The following is a 17,853-nucleotide window of genomic DNA, read 5'->3' as shown; positions in this document are numbered from 1 at the left end:
GCGTGATATTGATAGATTTTAAAAGAGCAAGATCTGCGCCAGTTCAGGCCAATTTTGACTAAAGTGTTCGAATATTTAGAACAGATCATCAAAAACATTCTAATAGACAGAAAAAGCAGAAGCTCTTAATTTAAAATGGCTTTGTTGCACAAAGGTTTCATAACTATATGATTTTAAAGGTTTTGATTATTTTTTGATCCAAAATTAAATTTATTTAAATCAGATGCTTACATATTTATGCAACAAAGCCATTTAAAACAGGAAATTAACAATAAACGACATGAGAAAACCGCGGATTTCCGTTTGTTCTTGACCCTGTATAGCTTAAAAGTGAGCCAGCCTATGAATGCGATTCCTGTAATCAACCTGTTTGCCCAACCCCATGACAGCCGCTTTGATGCCAGTGACTGGCATATTCTGGCGCAGCATTGGTATCCGGTGGCACGAATTCAGGATGTCAGCAGCCAGCCGCAACAGGTGACTTTACTGGATGTGAAAATGGCGCTGTACCGGACAGAAAGCGGTGACATCCAGCTGGTACGGGATATTTGCCCGCATCGCGGTGTGCCTTTAAGCAAAGGCTGGGTAGAGGGCGAGGAAATTGTCTGTCCTTACCATGGGCTGCACTATAACCGTGCCGGTAAATGCACCAAAATTCCGGCCCAGCCCGACCTGACCCAGATTTCGGAGCGTTTTAGCCTGACCACGTTTCCGGTGGTGCTGAAATATGGTCTGGTCTGGACCAGCCTGTTCGGGCGCGATGAACAGGCAGCCAATTTTCCGGTGCTGGATACTTGGGAAGATGCTGAGCATCAATCCATTTTACCACCAAGTGTGGATATTGCCGGTTCCAGCGGCCGTCAGTTAGAAGGCTTTATTGATGTTGCACATTTTGCCTGGGTACATCATCAGGCCTTTGCGGATCGGAACAATCCGGTGGTACCGAAATATCATACCGAACGCACTGACTATGGTCTGAAAAGTATCTATATTTCCAATGTCAGCAATTATCCGCATGGCATGCAGCATTTAGCACCCGAAGGCTTTTTATGGACGCGTGAGTTTGAGGTTTATCCACCCTTTGCAGCGACCTTGACCATTTATTTTCCGAATGATGGCATCTTGAAAATCTTAAATGCCTGCTGTCCGGTATCGGCCAATCAAACCCGGCTATTTGTGCCTTTAACCCGGAATTTTGATACCACCGGTGACCTGCAAGCGGTTTACGATTTTAATGCGCAGATTTTTGCCGAAGATCAGGACATGGTGGAAAGCCAGAAACCGGAAGAGCTGCCGCTGGATTTAAGCATGGAAGCCCATTTTGAGGCAGATCGCTCCTCGGCCTTATACCGCCGGATTCTGGCCGAATGGGGTCTAAGTAAACGCTATATCGTGTAGCAAATCTCATTGAATTGAAGGCGAGTTTAGGCAGGATGACTGGCCTGATTGGATTTAAAAGCTTTATCCAGCACATGCCGGTGAATAAAACGCAGCTTGTCTTTTACTGGCTCGGTCAGCTTAAACGGATAGGCATCATCCAGCCCGATACTACGATTCAGCGCATTCAGATTAAAGGTCAGGGCAATCCAGTTTTCTAAAATGTGTTCAATATCCTTGCCGCCAATCGGGCATTCGGTAAAGTACAGATTGGCCAGGGTACGGCCGTTACCTTGCACCCGGATTCCGGCAAAATAGGCGGTTTCTAAAGTATCCATCATGTGCAGATAATGCGCCCAGGTTTCAGCCCAGTCTTCCCAGGGATGGGTGGTGGCATAGGTGCTGATATAGCTGTCCTGCCAGTCGGAGGGCGGGCCTTGTTCATAATGGCGTTTGAGTGCCATGCCATAATCCTGACGTTCATCACCAAAATAGTAGCGGAATTCATCGACCAGTTCCGGATGGCGGTTTTGCATCACATCAAAATAATAATGGCCGCTTTCATGGCGAAAATGGCCAAGCAGGGTGCGGTAGTTTTCTCCCATGGTTACGCGCGTGGTTTCCCGGTACACCACATCGGCTTCAATGGCATTGAGGGTAATCAGACCATTGGCGTGGCCGGTCAGCACCGGTTGGCCTTCCATGGGCATTAAAAATTCATAGCGCAGGCCATAGCGGTCATCTTCAGAACGTTTTGGCCGCGGCATAATATTCATGCGCTGCGCCAGATATAAAAACCGCCGTTTAGCCTGTTCCAGATAACGCCAGTACTGGATATTTTCCGGTTCATCTAAATTGGGGATGGTGTGGGTAAGCTGGCAGGATTCGCAATAGATATTTTCATCATCGACAGGAATCATCCAGTTGCAGACCTGATAGTGACTATAATTAAAACAGGGCTTAAATTTCTGATTACGATAGCTTTCATTCAGGCTGACCCATTCATTTTCGCTATCCTTACGAAAGGTGCCCATATCTTTTTCGGAGGCAACAAAGCCAATGGGCGCCTTGCAATATTCACAAAATGAGGCACCAAAAAAAATCTGCTGATGGCATACCGCACATTCAAAATACTTCATTCTTGGTCCTCAGCCTGCAGGATACGTCCATTTATCTAAACATAGATTGAGTCAGGAGGGTATTTGAAACCCGCTATAAAATTGTAGCAGATTTACAAAGTTGCCTGATGCGATCAGTCGCTTAGCCTCATTTTGAGTCGAAAAACCAGGTGGATGCAAACCACAAGCATGTGCCTTGCAGTCATCGCATTCCGGATTAAAGGGAACATAAAAGCTGCAAATAGACAGAATTGGAGATTTATTCAGCAAAGCCACGGTAAATGAATGAAAAATGGTCGAATATGCGCCATGAAAGGAGTAGATTAAACCTTATTCCCGATCATATTTTTCATACTCGCATGGCCAGTACCTGGATTCTTTTTACCCTGATGGCTGCATTTATGCAGGCCTGGCGCAATGCCTTTCAAAAACAGCTCAGCATGACGGTCGACGTTTATGGCGTCACGCTTGCACGCTTTATTTTTGCCTTGCCGTTTGCGGTCGGTTATTTGAGTTTTTTATATCTGCAGCAGCCTGCCGCAACGCCGGTTAGCTTTAGCGGGAAATTCTGGCTGTATATTGCTGTGGCGGCTTTTTGCCAGATTCTGGCCACCATTCTCATGGTGCAGCTGTTCAAGCAGAAAAACTATGCCATTGGGGTCGGACTGGCCAAAAGCGAGGCGATTCTGGCGGCTTTAATTGGCGTGGCACTACTGGGCGAATATTTAAGTCTGCTGGGCTGGGTTGGCGTCGTATTAGGCGGCGTGGCAGTCTTTTTACTCAGTAAAGGGCCGGCCAATACCAAGCTTTCTGTCAGCACGTTGGCGATTGGGGTGGGCAGTGGTCTCAGTTTTGCCATTACCTCACTGCTGGTGCGTGAAGCGAGTCTGGAACTGGAGAATTTACCCTTTTTACATCGTGCCGGCTGGGTATTATGTTTTGTGATCGGGCTGCAATGTATCAGCATGTTGTTGTATTTGGGGCTGTTTAGCCGGCATACCTTACAGGCCATGTGGCAGCGACTGGGACTGACCTTTAAGGTGAGTATTTGCAGTTTTCTGGCCTCCCTTGGCTGGTTTAGTGCCATGAGTATGCAGACTGTGGCCTTGGTCAAAACTTTGGGACAGATTGAAATTCTATTTAGCTTGCTGATTTCTGCCTTTTTCTTTAAGGAAAAACTGGCCCGAACCGATCATCTGGGCTTGGTACTGGTGGTGATTGCCGCGATGCTGGTGATCTGGGCTTAAAGTTGAAGTAGATGGGCAGGACATCTCAGTAGAATCATCAATCTTTTTAAAAATTGCCTAAAACAAAAAAAGATAATCCGGAGATTATCTTTTTTAAATGCTTTCAACCGAGCTGGGTTTAACGTTGAATAAACGCCTGTACCGCCTGATTAAAGGCTTCTGGCTGTTCGATATTGGAAATATGCGAAGCATTAATTTCAAACAGTTCAGCATTGGCAATGCGTTGCTGCATAAATTCACCATCGGCTACGGTTGTTACTGGGTCTTGCTGACCAGCAACGATGAGTACCGGTACCTGAATGTCTTTTAACTGTTCACGTACATCCGCTTTAGCCAAAGCTTCGCAGCAGCTTGCATAACCCTCAGGGCTGCCAGCTCCCAGGTCGTTTGAAAGAGTCGTTACAGTTGCTGCGTTACTTTGGATAAAGGGTTCGGTAAACCAACGACCGGCCGCCGTTGATGCAATAGGGGTCAAACCTTGTTCACGGACCAGCGCGGCACGCTCATTCCAGGCCTGTTCCTGACCAATTTTAGCGGCTGTATTACAGACCACAACATGGCTAAAACGTTCAGGCTTGTTAATTGCCAGCCACTGACCGGTCAAACCACCCATCGAAATCCCACAGAAGGCTGCTTTTTCAATATTTAAATGATCGAGCAGATTCACCACGTCTTGGCCGAGCTGGTCAAGCGTATAGGGACCTTGTGGAGCAGAAGATGCGCCGTGACCACGGGTGTCATAGCAAATGACAAAAAAGTCCTGCTGGAAGTGGTCAATTTGCGGTTGCCACATTTTAAAGTTAGTACCTAGCGAGTTAGAAAATACCAGCGCAGGTTTTGTCGCATCACCAAAGGTTTGGTAATTAATTTCAGCATCTTGAGATGTAAATGTTGGCATTGAATCCCTCCCGACCTCCCTTTAAAAAAGGGAGGGGAAATTTAATTTGTTATCGTATCTTTAAACGCGTTCAATAATCAAAGCGATGCCTTGACCGACACCAATACACATTGAGCACAGGCCATATTTGCCGCCAGTGGCTTCCAGCTGGTTCAGGGCCGTGGTGACCAGACGCGCACCTGATGCACCGAGTGGATGACCCAGTGAAATGGCGCCACCATTCGGGTTCACTTTCGCGGCACCATCTTCCAGACCAAGGTCACGGGTACACGCCAGTGCTTGAGCAGCAAAAGCTTCGTTTAGCTCAATCACATCCATCTGCTCTAACGTCAGACCGGTTTGGGCCAACAGTTTTTTAATGGCTGGTGCTGGACCAAAGCCCATAATGCGTGGTTCTACACCGACTACTGTTGCACCAATAATTTTGGCACGTGGTTTTAAACCGTATTCCGCTACCGCTTCATCAGAGGCAATTAATAATGCTGCTGCACCATCGTTAATACCTGAGGCATTACCGGCAGTCACAGTACCATCGGCTTTGACCACAGGTTTTAGCTTGGCCAAACCTTCTAACGTGGTTGATGCACGTGGATGCTCATCGGTATCGACCACAACTGGTTCGCCTTTACGCTGTGGAATCACTACAGGTACGATTTCATTTTTAAAGAAACCTTTGGCTTGTGCGGCAGCGGTACGTTGCTGGCTTTCAAACGCAAACTTGTCCTGATCTTCACGGTTAATGTTGAACTGTTCTGCCACGTTTTCTGCAGTTTGTGGCATGGTTTCAACACCATACATTTCTTTCAGTTTCGGGTTAATGAAGCGCCAGCCCATGGTGGTGTCTTCAATTTTCTGGCTACGGCCATAGGCAGATTCAGATTTACCCATCACAAATGGTGCACGTGACATGCTTTCTACACCACCCGCCACAATCAGATGTGCTTCACCGGCTTTAATGGTACGCGCCGCCATGGCAACCGCATCCAGTGATGAACCACATAAACGGTTTAAAGTTGTTGCAGGCACCTGATGCGGCACACCCGCTAATAGCGCAGACATACGACCCACGTTACGGTTGTCTTCGCCGGCCTGGTTGGCACAGCCGTAGATCACGTCATCTACTTTTTCCCAGTTAACACTTGGGTTACGCTCCATCAGCGCCTGAATGGGAATGGCACCCAGGTCATCTGTACGTACAGGAGCAAGTCCACCTGCGTAGCGACCGAATGGGGTGCGAATAGCATCAATGATATATGCGTTTTTCATTTTTTCTGTTTCCTAAATTCTTTTTTAATCCCCCTAAATCCCCCTTTAAAAAAGGGGGACTTTTCCTCCCTTGCTTGCGCTGAGTTTTTAAAGCCGTGCTTTAAAACTCGCTCAGGGAGGTTGGGAGGGATTACTTAACCCTGTGTCGCATCAATCAGCTTCGCACCGGTCAGGGATTGCAGCTCTTCAAATGACAGACCGTCAACTTTCTCAATCACTTTCATGCCTTCAGCAGTCACATCAATCACGCACAGGTCGGTATAAATACGATCTACACATTTCAGGCCAGTTGCTGGATAGCTCAGCTCCGCTACAATTTTCGGCTCGCCTTTTTTAGTCACGTGATCGGTAGTGATAAAGACTTTCTTGGCACCAACTGCAAGGTCCATTGCACCACCTACTGCAGGAATTGCATCTGGGGCACCAGTATGCCAGTTGGCCAGGTCACCATTTTCTGCAATCTGGAAGGCACCCAATACGGCGATGTCCAAGTGACCGCCACGCATCATCGCGAAAGAATCTCCATGATGGAAGAAACAGCCACCGGTTAGCATGGTTACATATTCTTTACCGGCATTGATCAGTTCCGGATCTTCTTCACCTGGCGCAGGTTTTGGACCAAAGGCCAATAAACCGTTTTCAGAATGCAGGAATACATCTTTATCTGCAGGCAGGTAGTTTGAAATTTTGGTTGGCAGGCCAATCCCGAGGTTGACATAGGCACCATCTGGAATGTCTTGGGCAACGCGTTCAGCAATCTGGTCACGTGTTAATTTGGTATAGCTCATCGTGTTCTCCTTCACGTATTTATGCTGATTGTTCAGGCTGTTTGGCAGCAACTGACACCACATGCTGTACAAAAATACCCGGAGTGATGATGTGCTCAGGATCAAGCTCACCCAGTTCAACCACTTCTGCGACCTGTGCAATGGTGACATCTGCCGCCATGGCCATAATCGGGCCAAAGTTACGAGCAGATTTACGGTACACCAGGTTGCCCCAACGGTCGCCTTTGTAGGCTTTAATTAAAGCAAAATCGGCTTTAATCGGGTTTTCCAGAACGAATTCTTTGCCTTCGTAATTTAAGGTCGGTTTACCTTCAGCCAGTAAAGTACCAAAGCCAGTTGGGGTGTAGATTGGGCCTAAACCCATACCTGCAGCCTGAATACGGCAAGCCAGGTTACCTTGCGGCACCAGTTCCAGCTCGATTTTGCCAGCACGATACAGTTCATCAAAAATATAAGAGTCAGACTGACGAGGGAACGAGCAGATGATTTTACGTACAGCGCCTGCTTTGAGTAATTTGGCCAAACCGTAGTCGCCATTACCGGCATTGTTATTGACGATGACCAAATCCTTGATGCCCAGTTCAATCAGGCCATCAATCAGTTCAGCAGGCTGACCTGCTGTACCGAAACCACCAATCATGATGGTTGAACCATCTTTAATTTGAGAGAGCACATCTTTTAAAGATGCTGAGCTTTTATCAATCATAGTTGTTTCCTAGTCAAACAAACTTCATTGACCCGTGCTTTTGCTTGGGCTTGAAGGTGAGGTCAGTCCTGATAAACCGGTTCTGCTTAAAATGACATGAGCCAGAATACCCAGACAAATTCCCCAAAAAACTGAGCTGAGACCTAAAAACTGCATACCCGATGCAGTTGCCAGGAAGGTAATAAGTGCTGCGTCACGCTGGTTTTCCTGATGCATGGCGGCATTTAAATTGATGCCAATGGCTCCTAGAAGTGCCAGACCGGCCAATGCTGCCACCAATTCTTTCGGGAGCAGGCTAAACAGCATCACAATGCTGCCGGCAAATAAACCGCCTAAAATGTAGAACAGGCCGTTGGCAATCCCGGCGATATAGCGCTTTTCTTTCAGTTCATGCGCGTCTTTGCCCATGCACAGCGCGGCGGTAATTGAGGCCAGGACAATAGTGATCCCGCCAACACACGCCACCGCCAGCGAAGCGATACTGGTGGTGGTAATAATGGGTTTAGCCGGCGTGTCGTAGCCACTGAGCTTTAAAATGGCCATCCCCGGTAGAAACTGACCAGACAGGCTGACTAAAATCAGCGGTAAGGCCAGGTTAAGGGTCGAGTTCCAGGTCCATTCCGGCGCAATAAACTGCGGCACTGCCAGGCTAAAACTCATTTCGACCGGATTCATGGTGCCGAGCAACAGGCTCAGGCCAATTCCGGTCAATAGTACATACAGCATGGCATAGCGCGGACTAAAACGTTTGGCCAGTAAGAACACCAGCAACATGCCAAATACAATAAACGGCATGTTGTTACTGGCGGTAAACAGACCAAAGCCAAACTGGCACAAAATGCCGGCCATCATGCCTGCTGCAACTGCTTGCGGAATTAAGGCCAGCAATTTGTCGAAATAACCGGTAATCCCAATAATGAAAATCACCACGGCTGAGGTGATGTAGGCTGCAACGGCTTCGTTCAGGGAAATATCAGGAAAGAGGGTGACCAGCAAGGCCGTTCCGGGTGCCGACCAGGCGGTGACCACCGGAACTTTGAATTTAATTGAAAGGAAGATACCGGCAACGGCTGCGCCAATAGAAATGCCCCAAATCCATGAAATCATCATGGCATTGGACACTTGAGCCTGTTGGGCTGCCTGGAAGAAGATGATTAAAGGACCGGCATAGGAAATCAGTACAGCTAAAAATCCTGCAACTGTGGCTGATAAGGACCAGTCTTTTCTTAAGGTATCTAACAGGTGACTCATTGTTTGCCTCCGTGCAAGTCTGGCAATGATCCTGTACAAAAAAGATGATCAGGTTAACCCTGATCACCACCACCTACAGGTACAACCGTACCTGTCATGTACGATGATTCATCAGAAGCAAGGAATAAAATCGCATTCACTTGTTCCTGAATGGTGCCGTAGCGCCCCAAGAAAGTACGATCAATTGTTTGATCTACCACTTCTTGCATCCACGCTTGTTCTGATTCAGAAAGCGGGTTGGCATTACGTGGTACTTTGCGTGGTGGTGCTTCAGTGCCGCCTGTGGCAATTGCATTGACACGAATACCGTCTTTGGCGTGTTCAAAGGCAAGGGAAGCGGTTAAGCCATTCACACCACCTTTTGAAGCCGAATACGGCACACGGTTAATACCACGTGTTGCAATAGAAGATACGTTTACAATCGTACCTTTTTGATTCTTAATCATTTCTGGCAACACGGCACGGCAGCACCATAGGGTTGGGAACAATGAACGATTCACTTCCTTGATAATTTCTTCTTCAGAAAATTCTTGGAAAGGTTTCATCCAGATTGCACCACCGACGTTGTTGATGAGTACATCTACACGGCCATAGGTATCGAGTGCTTTTGCAACGACAGATTCTGCACCTGCAAAAGTTTCAAGATTGGCTTTTACAGTAACAGCATCGCCACCAAGCTCTTCAATTTCAGCCAACACTTCTTCTACATAAGGAGAAAGGTCAGCCATGACTACTTGTGCGCCTTCGCTAGCCACTTGTAAAGCCACACCGCGACCAATGCCTTGAGCAGCACCAGTCACGATTACAACTTTGTTTTCAAATCTTTTTGAGCGATTCATTGTATTCTCCGACTATGTTTCTAGACTGTCTAACAAACTTAGTTGGCAGAGAATTTTTCAAATAGGAAGCTTGCAGGTTTAACACCTTCTGCATCTAACCAGCCACGTACCGCTTCTACCATTGGCACTGGACCACATAGGTAGATGTCTACATCACCACCGTTGAGCCATTCGTTTTCGATATGGCCAGTCACGTAACCTTTACGCTCGTGTGCAGATTCTGGATTTGCCACAACAGTGCGGTACTCGAACCAAGAGAATTTTTCTTGTAGTTCGTTTAATTTTTCAATTGCAACCAAGTCAAAGTCATTGGTCACACCAAAGACTAAACGTACAGGGTGCTCAGAACCTTTTTCTTCAAGCACTTGCAGCATAGACATAAATGGTGCAATACCCGTACCACCCGCTAACATCACCACAGGGCGTGCTACATTACGTAAGTAGAAGCTACCAAATGGACCCGTAAAGGTCATTTTGTCGCCAGCTTTAGCGTTTTGGCTTAAGAATTCGCTCATTTTGCCGTTTGGTACGTTACGTACCACAAAGCCAGTTAAGCGGTTGCCAGGCTTAGAGCTGAAAGAATACGAACGAGTTTCTGTTGTGCCTGGAATACCCACATTCACATATTGACCTGCAAGGAAGTGAATATCTGGTTGACCTTCATCTAACTGAATATCAAAGGTAATAGTCGAGTCAGATAAGTTTTCAACACGTGCCAATGTACCTTCAAATGCATGAATTTCAGTTTTACATACATCAGAAGTGGCTTGAATTTGGAATACTGCGTCTGAAGTTGGTTTACATTGGCATGCAAGAATATAGCCTTGTTCAGCTTCTTCTGGTGTCAATGCATCTTCAATATAAGTTTCTTCAGGCATGTCATACGAACCTGATTCACAAAACGCACGGCACGTTCCACATGCACCGTCACGGCAGTCCAAAGGAATATTGATCTTTTGACGGTAAGCTGCGTCTGACAGTGTTTCACCATCTGTAACAGAAATAAAACGTGTAACGCCATCTTCAAATTGAAGTGCAACATTGTGGTTTGACATGGCTGAATATCCTATAGAAATCTTTAAAACTTGACCTTTCAGCCAAAATTCCATCTGGCTGAAAGGTTTTTACCTAGCTGTAAATCAATACAGTCTTAGAGGTGATAAATGTCGATTACTTGGTTGATGTAATCGTTTTTCAGCACCACGTACTTGCTTAAAATTTGTGGTTTGTCGCCAGAAAAGTCGATTTCGTAGCGTGACATACCAAAGTAGCTGTAGTTGGTTTTGTAACGGAAACTTAAGGTGTTCCAGTTAAAACGTACAGTCACTTTATCGCCATCACGTTCAACAATTTCGATGTTGTTGATGTTGTGGCTCGTACGTGTGTCTGGCATGGTTGCAGACGAACGTTCAGTTTTGATACGGAACACACGGTCTTCCAAACCTTGACGGTCTGGGTAGTAAATCAAAGAGATTTCAGACTGTGGATCTGTAGTTAATTGGTCATCGTCATCCCAAGCTGGCATCCAGAAAGAAGCAGTAGGAGCGTAGCACTGTAACCACCCATCCCATTGTTCATCATCTAAAAAGCGAGCTTCTTGATAAAGGAACTGTGCAACTTTTTCTAAAGTGATGTCGCTCATGCGTTTTCTCCTTCAGTTGCAGCAAGCTCTTTCTCGTCAGCAATCGCTTTTTTCATAAGTTTGAGCCAGAATTCGTGTTGAGCAAGGTATAAACCTTCGTCTTCAGTTTTAATACCTGAAAGTTTTGGTTTTAAACCAATTTCGTTGGCTGCATCGTCTGGACCTTGGATCCAGTGTTTGGCACCACGGCTCATGTCGTTCCATTCCAGGGCAATACCGGCATAACCTGCCTGACATGCACGGAATTCTTCAAGATCGTCTGGGGTTGCCATACCTGATGCGTTAAAGAAATCTTCGTATTGACGGATACGGCGTGCGCGTGCTTCTGGCTCTTCACCCACAGGTGCGATACAGTAAATAGTCACTTCAGTCTTATCTACAGACAGCGGACGTAACACACGAATTTGTGAACCGAACTGATCCATGAAGTACACGTTTGGATAGATACACAGGTTACGGGAACGCTCGATCATCCATTTCGCCATTGGCGCACCGAATTTCTCGGTATATTCATCTTTTTTGGCAAAGTTTGGACGGTCTTCCGGGTTGGCCCATTGTGTCCAAAGCAGCATGTGACCATTTTCAAAGCCGTAAGAACCACCGCCTTGTTTGCCCCATGAACCTGCACTCATAGCACGAATATTGTCGCCAGCTTCTTTTTCTTTACGTTGCTGAGTTGTTGCAGCGTAGTTCCAGTGTACTGCAGATACGTGGTAACCATCGGCACCGTTTTCAGCAGTCAGCTTCCAGTTACCTTCATAGGTATAGGTTGATGAGCCGCGTAATACTTCCAGACCCTGGTCAGACTGACCCACGATCATGTCAATAATTTTGGTGGCTTCGCCAAGATATTCTTCTAGTGGTGGAACATCCGGGTTTAAGCTACCGAACAAGAAACCTTTATAGCTTTCAAAACGGGCAACTTTTTTCAAGTCGTGTGAACCGTCTTTATTGAAGCAATCTGAATAACCCGCATCGGCAGGGTCTTTCACTTTTAACAACTTACCAGAGTTGTTGAAAGTCCAACCGTGGAATGGGCAAGTATAAGTTGCTTTGTTACCACGCTTGTAACGACATAACTGTGCACCACGGTGTGAACACGCATTGATCATGGCATTCAGTTCACCTTGACGGTTACGTGCAATGATGATTGGCTGACGGCCCATGTAAGTGGTGTAGTAGTCATTGTTGTTTGGAATTTGGCTTTCGTGTGCCAAATAAACCCAGTTGCCTTCAAAAATGTATTTCATTTCTAGGTCAAACAGGGCTTGGTCTGTGAATACTGAACGGTGTAGTTTAAATTCACCAGATTCAAAATCATCAACCAATAGCTCATCAATGCGGTCTAAGTGGCTGGTGTTAATTACAGGAATACGAGGCATGTCCTTTCTCCGACTTTCCAAGGAGGGGAAGTCATCGGGATGAATCTAATGATTACATCCCGATTCCATTCAAATTATGCGCTTGCGCGGCGACGTTCAACTTCAGTAGAAGGAGCGCCTTCTTTATCTTTCTGAAGAACAACGTTGAATTGGATGTATTTGAAAGGACCTTTCAAACCACGACGTGCGATTTCAGCTTCGTCAGTTACGTCTACAGCTTCAGCAACTAGACCTTCACGAGTACCGAATGCGAAGTCGTCCCAAAGGTATTTATCACCTTCGATGTTGAACTGAGTCGTAAGCTTACGGTAGCCAGGTGCAGAGATGAAGTAGTGCACGTGAGCTGGACGTTGACCGTGACGAGAGATTTGGTTCAATACACCTTGAAGTGGACCTTCAGGGTTTAAGCCATAACCTACAGGCATAGTTGTTTGAGCAACATATTGACCTTTTTCGTCAGCTAAGATTGAGCGACGTAGGTTGAAGTGGCTTTGTGACTTATCAAAGAATGAATAGTTACCGTGGCTGTTTGCATGCCATACTTCAACTTTAGCACCAGGAATGATGTTGCCGTCAGTGTCAGTTACTGTACCTTCAATGATTAAAGTCGGGATTTTGCCTTCTTCAGAACCATCGTCCATACGAGCAAAACCAGTAGATTCAGGCGCACCTGCAACATACAATGGACCTTCAATTGTACGTGGCGTACCACCAGTCAAGCCTGCTTTCGCGTCAGCTTCGTCAGCACGTAAGTCTAGGAAGTGTTCAAGACCTACAGCAGAACCCATCAATGCAAACTCATCAGCTTTTGCAATATCAATGATAGTTTCAATACCTTTCCAAACTTCTGATTGGCTTAAATCTAAGTCTTCAATCGCTTGGAATAAATCTGTAACTAAACGAACAAGTACCTGTTGTACACGTGCATTTACTGGACCTTCTGAAGTGTCCACGTTACAAGCCTTAACTACGTTTTCAATTGTTTGACGATCCATACAATTACTCCTTGAATGTATGTATATAGTTGTCGTGGCTGCCTGAATGCTTGTTTGGCTGGCTGATCTGGCTGGCCACAATCCTTGTTTATTTACCCTTTGGACTTCTAAAGTCGCTACCCCGATAGCGGCTTTAAATTCTTAAAATACCGATATGAACTGTGAATCAGGTGTCATCATCACGGACAGAAGATGGGTGGCGGTTAAGCGCCATCACTTCAATATTCATGTATGGATACAACGGCAGACCTTGCAGCAGGTTGTGCAGTTCTTCGTTGCTTTCAACATCAAAAATACTGATGTTTGAATACTGGCCTGTAATGCGCCAGATATGACGCCATTTACCTTGGCGCTGTAATTCCTGCGAATATGCCTTTTCAACGGCTTTAATTTCATTAGCGCGTTCAGCTGGCATATCGAGTGGAATATTGACATCCATGCGTACGTGAAAAAGCATGTCTAGCTCCTTTATTGACGACGTAAGCGGTCAAGCTTGTCTTCATCCAGTTCAATACCTAAACCGGCAGTGGTTGGTAACACCAATTCAAAGTTTTGATATTGCAATGGTGTTTTTAAAATTTCTTCCGTCAGTAGCAATGGACCAAACAGTTCGGTGCCGTAAGCCAGACTTTCAAACGTCGAGAACACATGCGCTGAAGCAATGGTTCCCACCGGGCCTTCCAGCATGGTGCCGCCGTACAGGTCGATATTGGCCAGCTTGGCAATTTTGCCAACCTCACATCCTTCGATTAGACCACCAGATTGTGCAACTTTCACTGCGAAAACTGATGCGCCATTGTTACGGGCAATCTGGTAAGCGCTGTTTGGACCCATTAACGATTCGTCTGCCATAATGGCAATATCGAAACGGCGGGTGAGGCGACGCATCGCATCGAGGTTTTCAATGCCGCATGGCTGTTCAATCAGGTCAACACCGCCATCTTGCAGCAGCTGAATACCTTTAATGGCTTCAAGCTCTGACCAGGCACGGTTGACGTCAACACGAATAGAAACGTCTTTGCCTAATGCTTTTTTGATTGCCAGCACGTGTTCAACATCTTCTTCAACCGGACGAGAACCGATTTTCAGCTTGAACACATTGTGACGTTTGATTTCAATCATCTTCTGCGCTTCAGCGATGTCTTTTTCAGTATTGCCTGAAGCCAATACCCAAAGAACAGGAACGCTGTCACGTAAACGGCCACCAAGAATTTCACTCAGTGGTAAACCGAGGCGCTGTGCCTGAATGTCCAGTAAAGCAGTCTGGATGGCACATTTAGCAAAACGGTTGCCGTTAATATTCTTTTTCAGGGCGCGCATGGTTTGTGCAAAGTTTAAACCAGCCAATGTTTTTAGTAAAGGTGCGAAGTAAGTATCAATATTGGTTTTTACGCTTTCTGGGCTTTCTTCACCGTAGCCTAATCCACCAATTGTGGTTGCTTCGCCCCAGCCCACAAAACCATCGTCTGTGGAGATCTTTACCAATACCAGGGTTTGCGTCTGCATTGTCGCCACCGCCATTTTGTGTGGACGAATGGTCGGAATCTCGACAAGCATGGTTTCAATGGATTTATACATCACTTTACTCTTCGCAATCTTGCGTTGTGTATCTGATGTGATATACCTTAAAAGAATAGAAACGCACTGTCGAAGATCATTTTGGCATTTTATTATATTCTAAAGGTATGGAAAGGGTATGGAACTTAGACATCTCAGATACTTTGTTGCTGTGGTAGAAGAACAGAGTTTTACCAAAGCAGCTGAAAAACTGTTTATTGCGCAACCACCTTTAAGCCGTCAGATCCAAAATCTGGAAAGTGAGCTTGGAATTCAGCTATTTGAGCGCGGTAGCCGCCCATTACAGACCACTCCGGCAGGCCAATTTTTCTATCAGCATGCCGTAAAACTTTTGTCTAATGCGGAAGAGATCAAAACCATGACCAAGCGGGTGGGAATGGTCGAGAAAACCGTGACCATTGGTTTTGTGGGCTCTTTACTTTATGGTTTACTCCCCAGAATAGTCTATTTATTCCGCCAACAACATCCTAATTTAAAGATAGAACTGGTTGAAATGACCACCACTAACCAGATTCAGGCCTTAAAGGAAGGTCGTATAGATGTCGGATTTGGCCGTTTACGCATTTCCGATCCGGCCATTCGACGTATTTTATTGCGTGAAGAACCGCTCATGGTGGCGGTGCATGACAGTCATCTATTTGCAACAAAGCGGCAGGGTATATACCTTTCAGATATTGTCGAAGAAAATATTTTTCTCTATCCAAACCATCCCAAACCGAATTTTTCGACCCAAGTGCGCGGCCTGTTTTCCGAATACAGTCTGGAGCCGCGCAGTTTAAAAGAAGTGCGTGAAATTCAGCTGGCTTTGGGGCTGGTAGCTGCCGGCGAAGGTATGTGTATAGTCCCGGAAAGCGCGCGTACCATACAGTTGCCGCATTTGAACTATATTCCTTTACTCGATGATGCAGCTAAAAGCCCGATTTTCCTGGCGATTCGCAGTATGGATGAAAGCGAAGATATCCGCTCACTGTTTGACAGTATTTATCAGGTCTATGATCTGGAAGCGATTAAATATGATCGTACTGTAATTTAAGGGGGTTGAAGTTTAGCTCTTTCCATCCTTTATATAGATAAAGTTGCAACAGGTCTGAACGGCGCGCTTTTGTTCAGACCTTTTTTTATGTTTCACAGTTTAAAAATAAACTTTAATTTATATTTCCTACATAAAGATAGATTGTTTAAAACATAAACAATTGTTTATCAAACTAATTTTTTCGCCTAACTTTTTAGGTATGAATATATATGCAATTGGTTTTGGACAAAAATAACGCATTGGGTCATTGTTTACAAAAATTTGGACGGTTTCACAAGCAGGAGGCTTATCGTGAATACAACAGATTCAGTAAACATCAATACGGTGGTTGATAACGCGAAATTTACGCCATTTCACTGGGGCGTACTTTTATGGTGTTTATTAATTATTATCTTCGACGGCTATGACCTGGTTATTTACGGGGTGGCTTTACCACTATTGATGCAGGAATGGTCACTTGGTGCGGTAGAGGCAGGGCTATTGGCCAGTACCGCGCTGTTCGGGATGATGTTTGGTGCCATGAGTTTCGGAACGCTCTCCGATAAACTGGGCCGGAAAAAGACCATTATGATCTGTGTGGCCATTTTCAGTGGCTTTACCTTCCTCGGTGCTTTTGCCAGTAACCCGATTGAGTTTGGTATTTTACGTTTCCTTGCCGGTTTAGGTATTGGCGGTGTGATGCCAAACGTGGTGGCACTGATGACCGAATACGCACCAAAACGGATTCGGAGTACTCTGGTTGCCGTGATGTTCAGTGGCTATGCCATTGGCGGGATGACCTCTGCCTTGTTAGGTGCATGGCTGGTGGCAGATTATGGCTGGAAAATCATGTTCTACCTAGCCGGTACACCATTATTGCTGTTACCGCTGCTGTGGAAATTCTTGCCAGAATCCCTGATGTTCCTCACTAAAAAAGGTGAAACAGAACAGGTCCGCACCTTTGTACAGAAAATTGCTCCAGAACAGAATATTGCGCCAAATACCCAGTTTGTGCTGAATGAAGTGATGGCCGGTGATGAAGCCCCATTACGTGCACTGTTCCAGCAAGGTCGTACCTTCAGTACCTTAATGTTCTGGGTTGCGTTCTTCATGTGTCTGTTAATGGTCTATGCATTGGGCAGCTGGTTACCAAAACTGATGATTCAGGCCGGTTATTCACTCGGTGCAAGTATGCTGTTCCTGTTCGCGCTGAATATTGGCGGTATGGTCGGTGCAATTGGTGGCGGTGCCTTGTCAGATCGTTTCCATCTGAAACCGGTATTGACCATTATGTTCACCGTGGGGGCAATTGCGCTAATCCTGCTTGGCTTTAACAGTCCACAGCCAGTGCTGTATACCTTAATTGCCATTGCCGGTGCAGCCACCATTGGATCACAAATTTTACTATATACTTTCGTCGCACAGTTTTACCCGACTACAGTACGTTCAACCGGTATGGGTTGGGCCTCTGGAATTGGCCGGATCGGCGCGATTGTCGGGCCTGTGCTGACTGGTGCACTGCTGACTTTAAACCTGCCACACCAGATGAATTTCATGATGATTGCCATCCCTGGTCTAATTGCAGCCGTAGCGATCTTTATGGTAAATCTGAAAGTCTCGGTAGATGGTGCCAAAGCCAAGCAGGAAAGCTTCGCCAACAGCAATGTCAAAGCAGTCAAAAGCTCTGCACATTAATCTCTGAGCAAACCGCTAGCTTGAGTTCTTCAGGCTAGCCAAACTTTAAAACAATGAAA

At 45.9% G+C, this 17,853-nt stretch carries 17 protein-coding genes; 4 read left to right on the top strand and 13 right to left on the bottom strand.

The window, feature by feature from the left end; all coding sequences use genetic code 11:
* Nucleotides 1-342 precede the first annotated feature (342 nt).
* Complete coding sequence (locus ACVLR6_RS07355; protein WP_168390100.1) at nt 343-1,398, top strand: aromatic ring-hydroxylating oxygenase subunit alpha; 1,056 nt, start codon at nt 343-345, stop codon at nt 1,396-1,398.
* 26 nt (nt 1,399-1,424) lie between these two features.
* On the opposite strand, the gene ACVLR6_RS07350 is transcribed toward ACVLR6_RS07355, so the two are convergent.
* Nucleotides 1,425-2,516: a zinc-binding metallopeptidase family protein gene (locus tag ACVLR6_RS07350; RefSeq protein WP_045794766.1), complete on the bottom strand. Its 1,092-nt coding sequence runs from the start codon at nt 2,514-2,516 to the stop codon at nt 1,425-1,427.
* Between the two features lie 338 nt (nt 2,517-2,854).
* Between ACVLR6_RS07350 and ACVLR6_RS07345 the strand changes: the two genes are divergently transcribed.
* Complete coding sequence (locus ACVLR6_RS07345) at nt 2,855-3,742, top strand: DMT family transporter (protein ID WP_005178106.1); 888 nt, start codon at nt 2,855-2,857, stop codon at nt 3,740-3,742.
* 118 nt (nt 3,743-3,860) lie between these two features.
* Here ACVLR6_RS07345 and pcaD read toward each other — a convergent pair whose 3' ends face one another.
* The 12 genes from pcaD to ACVLR6_RS07285 form a co-directional block, all read right to left on the bottom strand.
* Nucleotides 3,861-4,640 (bottom strand): 3-oxoadipate enol-lactonase, encoded by a 780-nt coding sequence (gene pcaD, locus ACVLR6_RS07340; RefSeq protein ID WP_168390092.1) that lies wholly within the window; start codon nt 4,638-4,640, stop codon nt 3,861-3,863.
* 60 nt (nt 4,641-4,700) lie between these two features.
* Nucleotides 4,701-5,906 (bottom strand): 3-oxoadipyl-CoA thiolase, encoded by a 1,206-nt coding sequence (gene pcaF, locus ACVLR6_RS07335; protein ID WP_163145792.1) that lies wholly within the window; start codon nt 5,904-5,906, stop codon nt 4,701-4,703.
* 134 nt (nt 5,907-6,040) lie between these two features.
* Complete coding sequence (locus ACVLR6_RS07330; protein WP_016658115.1) at nt 6,041-6,694, bottom strand: 3-oxoacid CoA-transferase subunit B; 654 nt, start codon at nt 6,692-6,694, stop codon at nt 6,041-6,043.
* A gap of 19 nt (nt 6,695-6,713) precedes the next feature.
* Nucleotides 6,714-7,400 (bottom strand): 3-oxoacid CoA-transferase subunit A, encoded by a 687-nt coding sequence (locus tag ACVLR6_RS07325; protein ID WP_016658116.1) that lies wholly within the window; start codon nt 7,398-7,400, stop codon nt 6,714-6,716.
* Between the two features lie 24 nt (nt 7,401-7,424).
* Nucleotides 7,425-8,651, bottom strand: a complete 1,227-nt coding sequence (benE, locus tag ACVLR6_RS07320) for a benzoate/H(+) symporter BenE (RefSeq protein WP_087662389.1) — start codon at nt 8,649-8,651, stop codon at nt 7,425-7,427.
* Between the two features lie 53 nt (nt 8,652-8,704).
* A complete protein-coding gene (gene benD, locus ACVLR6_RS07315) occupies nt 8,705-9,490 on the bottom strand; it encodes a benzoate diol dehydrogenase BenD (RefSeq protein ID WP_160241299.1) in 786 nt (261 codons plus the stop codon).
* A 38-nt stretch (nt 9,491-9,528) separates the two neighbouring features.
* Nucleotides 9,529-10,545, bottom strand: coding sequence for a benzoate 1,2-dioxygenase electron transfer component BenC (gene benC / locus ACVLR6_RS07310; RefSeq protein ID WP_019837573.1), 1,017 nt, complete (start codon nt 10,543-10,545; stop codon nt 9,529-9,531).
* 95 nt (nt 10,546-10,640) lie between these two features.
* Nucleotides 10,641-11,132, bottom strand: coding sequence for a benzoate 1,2-dioxygenase small subunit (gene benB, locus ACVLR6_RS07305; protein WP_455994806.1), 492 nt, complete (start codon nt 11,130-11,132; stop codon nt 10,641-10,643).
* Entirely contained in the window at nt 11,129-12,514 is a 1,386-nt protein-coding gene (gene benA, locus ACVLR6_RS07300) for a benzoate 1,2-dioxygenase large subunit (RefSeq protein WP_160241301.1), read from the bottom strand. The genes benB and benA overlap by 4 nt, the downstream gene beginning before the upstream one ends.
* 74 nt (nt 12,515-12,588) lie before the next feature.
* Nucleotides 12,589-13,509, bottom strand: a complete 921-nt coding sequence (catA, locus tag ACVLR6_RS07295; RefSeq protein ID WP_160241302.1) for a catechol 1,2-dioxygenase — start codon at nt 13,507-13,509, stop codon at nt 12,589-12,591.
* Between the two features lie 166 nt (nt 13,510-13,675).
* The gene (gene catC / locus ACVLR6_RS07290; protein WP_005178078.1) at nt 13,676-13,966 is read right to left on the bottom strand and encodes a muconolactone Delta-isomerase; all 291 of its coding nucleotides are present in this window, start codon (nt 13,964-13,966) and stop codon (nt 13,676-13,678) included.
* An 11-nt stretch (nt 13,967-13,977) separates the two neighbouring features.
* Nucleotides 13,978-15,087 (bottom strand): muconate/chloromuconate family cycloisomerase, encoded by a 1,110-nt coding sequence (locus ACVLR6_RS07285; RefSeq protein ID WP_016658119.1) that lies wholly within the window; start codon nt 15,085-15,087, stop codon nt 13,978-13,980.
* 118 nt (nt 15,088-15,205) lie between these two features.
* Between ACVLR6_RS07285 and ACVLR6_RS07280 the strand changes: the two genes are divergently transcribed.
* Together ACVLR6_RS07280 and ACVLR6_RS07275 are read left to right on the top strand one after the other, a co-directional pair.
* On the top strand, nt 15,206-16,120 hold the full coding sequence (locus tag ACVLR6_RS07280) for a LysR family transcriptional regulator (protein WP_005178075.1): 915 nt from the start codon (nt 15,206-15,208) through the stop codon (nt 16,118-16,120).
* A 291-nt stretch (nt 16,121-16,411) separates the two neighbouring features.
* Nucleotides 16,412-17,794 (top strand): aromatic acid/H+ symport family MFS transporter, encoded by a 1,383-nt coding sequence (locus tag ACVLR6_RS07275; RefSeq protein ID WP_005178072.1) that lies wholly within the window; start codon nt 16,412-16,414, stop codon nt 17,792-17,794.
* Nucleotides 17,795-17,853 lie beyond the last annotated feature (59 nt).

Source organism: Acinetobacter sp. T63 (assembly GCF_053852345.1).
Note: the sequence above shows the minus strand (reverse complement) of the source record. Positions and strands in the feature narration are given on the sequence as shown.

What these genes read in the sequence shown, in the direction of transcription:
- ACVLR6_RS07355 (WP_168390100.1), top strand. Translation starts at nt 343, where the DNA reads ATGAATGCGATTCCTGTAATCAACCTGTTTGCCCAACCCCATGACAGC.
- ACVLR6_RS07350 (WP_045794766.1), bottom strand. Translation starts at nt 2,516, where the DNA reads ATGAAGTATTTTGAATGTGCGGTATGCCATCAGCAGATTTTTTTTGGT.
- ACVLR6_RS07345 (WP_005178106.1), top strand. Translation starts at nt 2,855, where the DNA reads ATGGCCAGTACCTGGATTCTTTTTACCCTGATGGCTGCATTTATGCAG.
- pcaD (WP_168390092.1), bottom strand. Translation starts at nt 4,640, where the DNA reads ATGCCAACATTTACATCTCAAGATGCTGAAATTAATTACCAAACCTTT.
- pcaF (WP_163145792.1), bottom strand. Translation starts at nt 5,906, where the DNA reads ATGAAAAACGCATATATCATTGATGCTATTCGCACCCCATTCGGTCGC.
- ACVLR6_RS07330 (WP_016658115.1), bottom strand. Translation starts at nt 6,694, where the DNA reads ATGAGCTATACCAAATTAACACGTGACCAGATTGCTGAACGCGTTGCC.
- ACVLR6_RS07325 (WP_016658116.1), bottom strand. Translation starts at nt 7,400, where the DNA reads ATGATTGATAAAAGCTCAGCATCTTTAAAAGATGTGCTCTCTCAAATT.
- benE (WP_087662389.1), bottom strand. Translation starts at nt 8,651, where the DNA reads ATGAGTCACCTGTTAGATACCTTAAGAAAAGACTGGTCCTTATCAGCC.
- benD (WP_160241299.1), bottom strand. Translation starts at nt 9,490, where the DNA reads ATGAATCGCTCAAAAAGATTTGAAAACAAAGTTGTAATCGTGACTGGT.
- benC (WP_019837573.1), bottom strand. Translation starts at nt 10,545, where the DNA reads ATGTCAAACCACAATGTTGCACTTCAATTTGAAGATGGCGTTACACGT.
- benB (WP_455994806.1), bottom strand. Translation starts at nt 11,132, where the DNA reads ATGAGCGACATCACTTTAGAAAAAGTTGCACAGTTCCTTTATCAAGAA.
- benA (WP_160241301.1), bottom strand. Translation starts at nt 12,514, where the DNA reads ATGCCTCGTATTCCTGTAATTAACACCAGCCACTTAGACCGCATTGAT.
- catA (WP_160241302.1), bottom strand. Translation starts at nt 13,509, where the DNA reads ATGGATCGTCAAACAATTGAAAACGTAGTTAAGGCTTGTAACGTGGAC.
- catC (WP_005178078.1), bottom strand. Translation starts at nt 13,966, where the DNA reads ATGCTTTTTCACGTACGCATGGATGTCAATATTCCACTCGATATGCCA.
- ACVLR6_RS07285 (WP_016658119.1), bottom strand. Translation starts at nt 15,087, where the DNA reads ATGTATAAATCCATTGAAACCATGCTTGTCGAGATTCCGACCATTCGT.
- ACVLR6_RS07280 (WP_005178075.1), top strand. Translation starts at nt 15,206, where the DNA reads ATGGAACTTAGACATCTCAGATACTTTGTTGCTGTGGTAGAAGAACAG.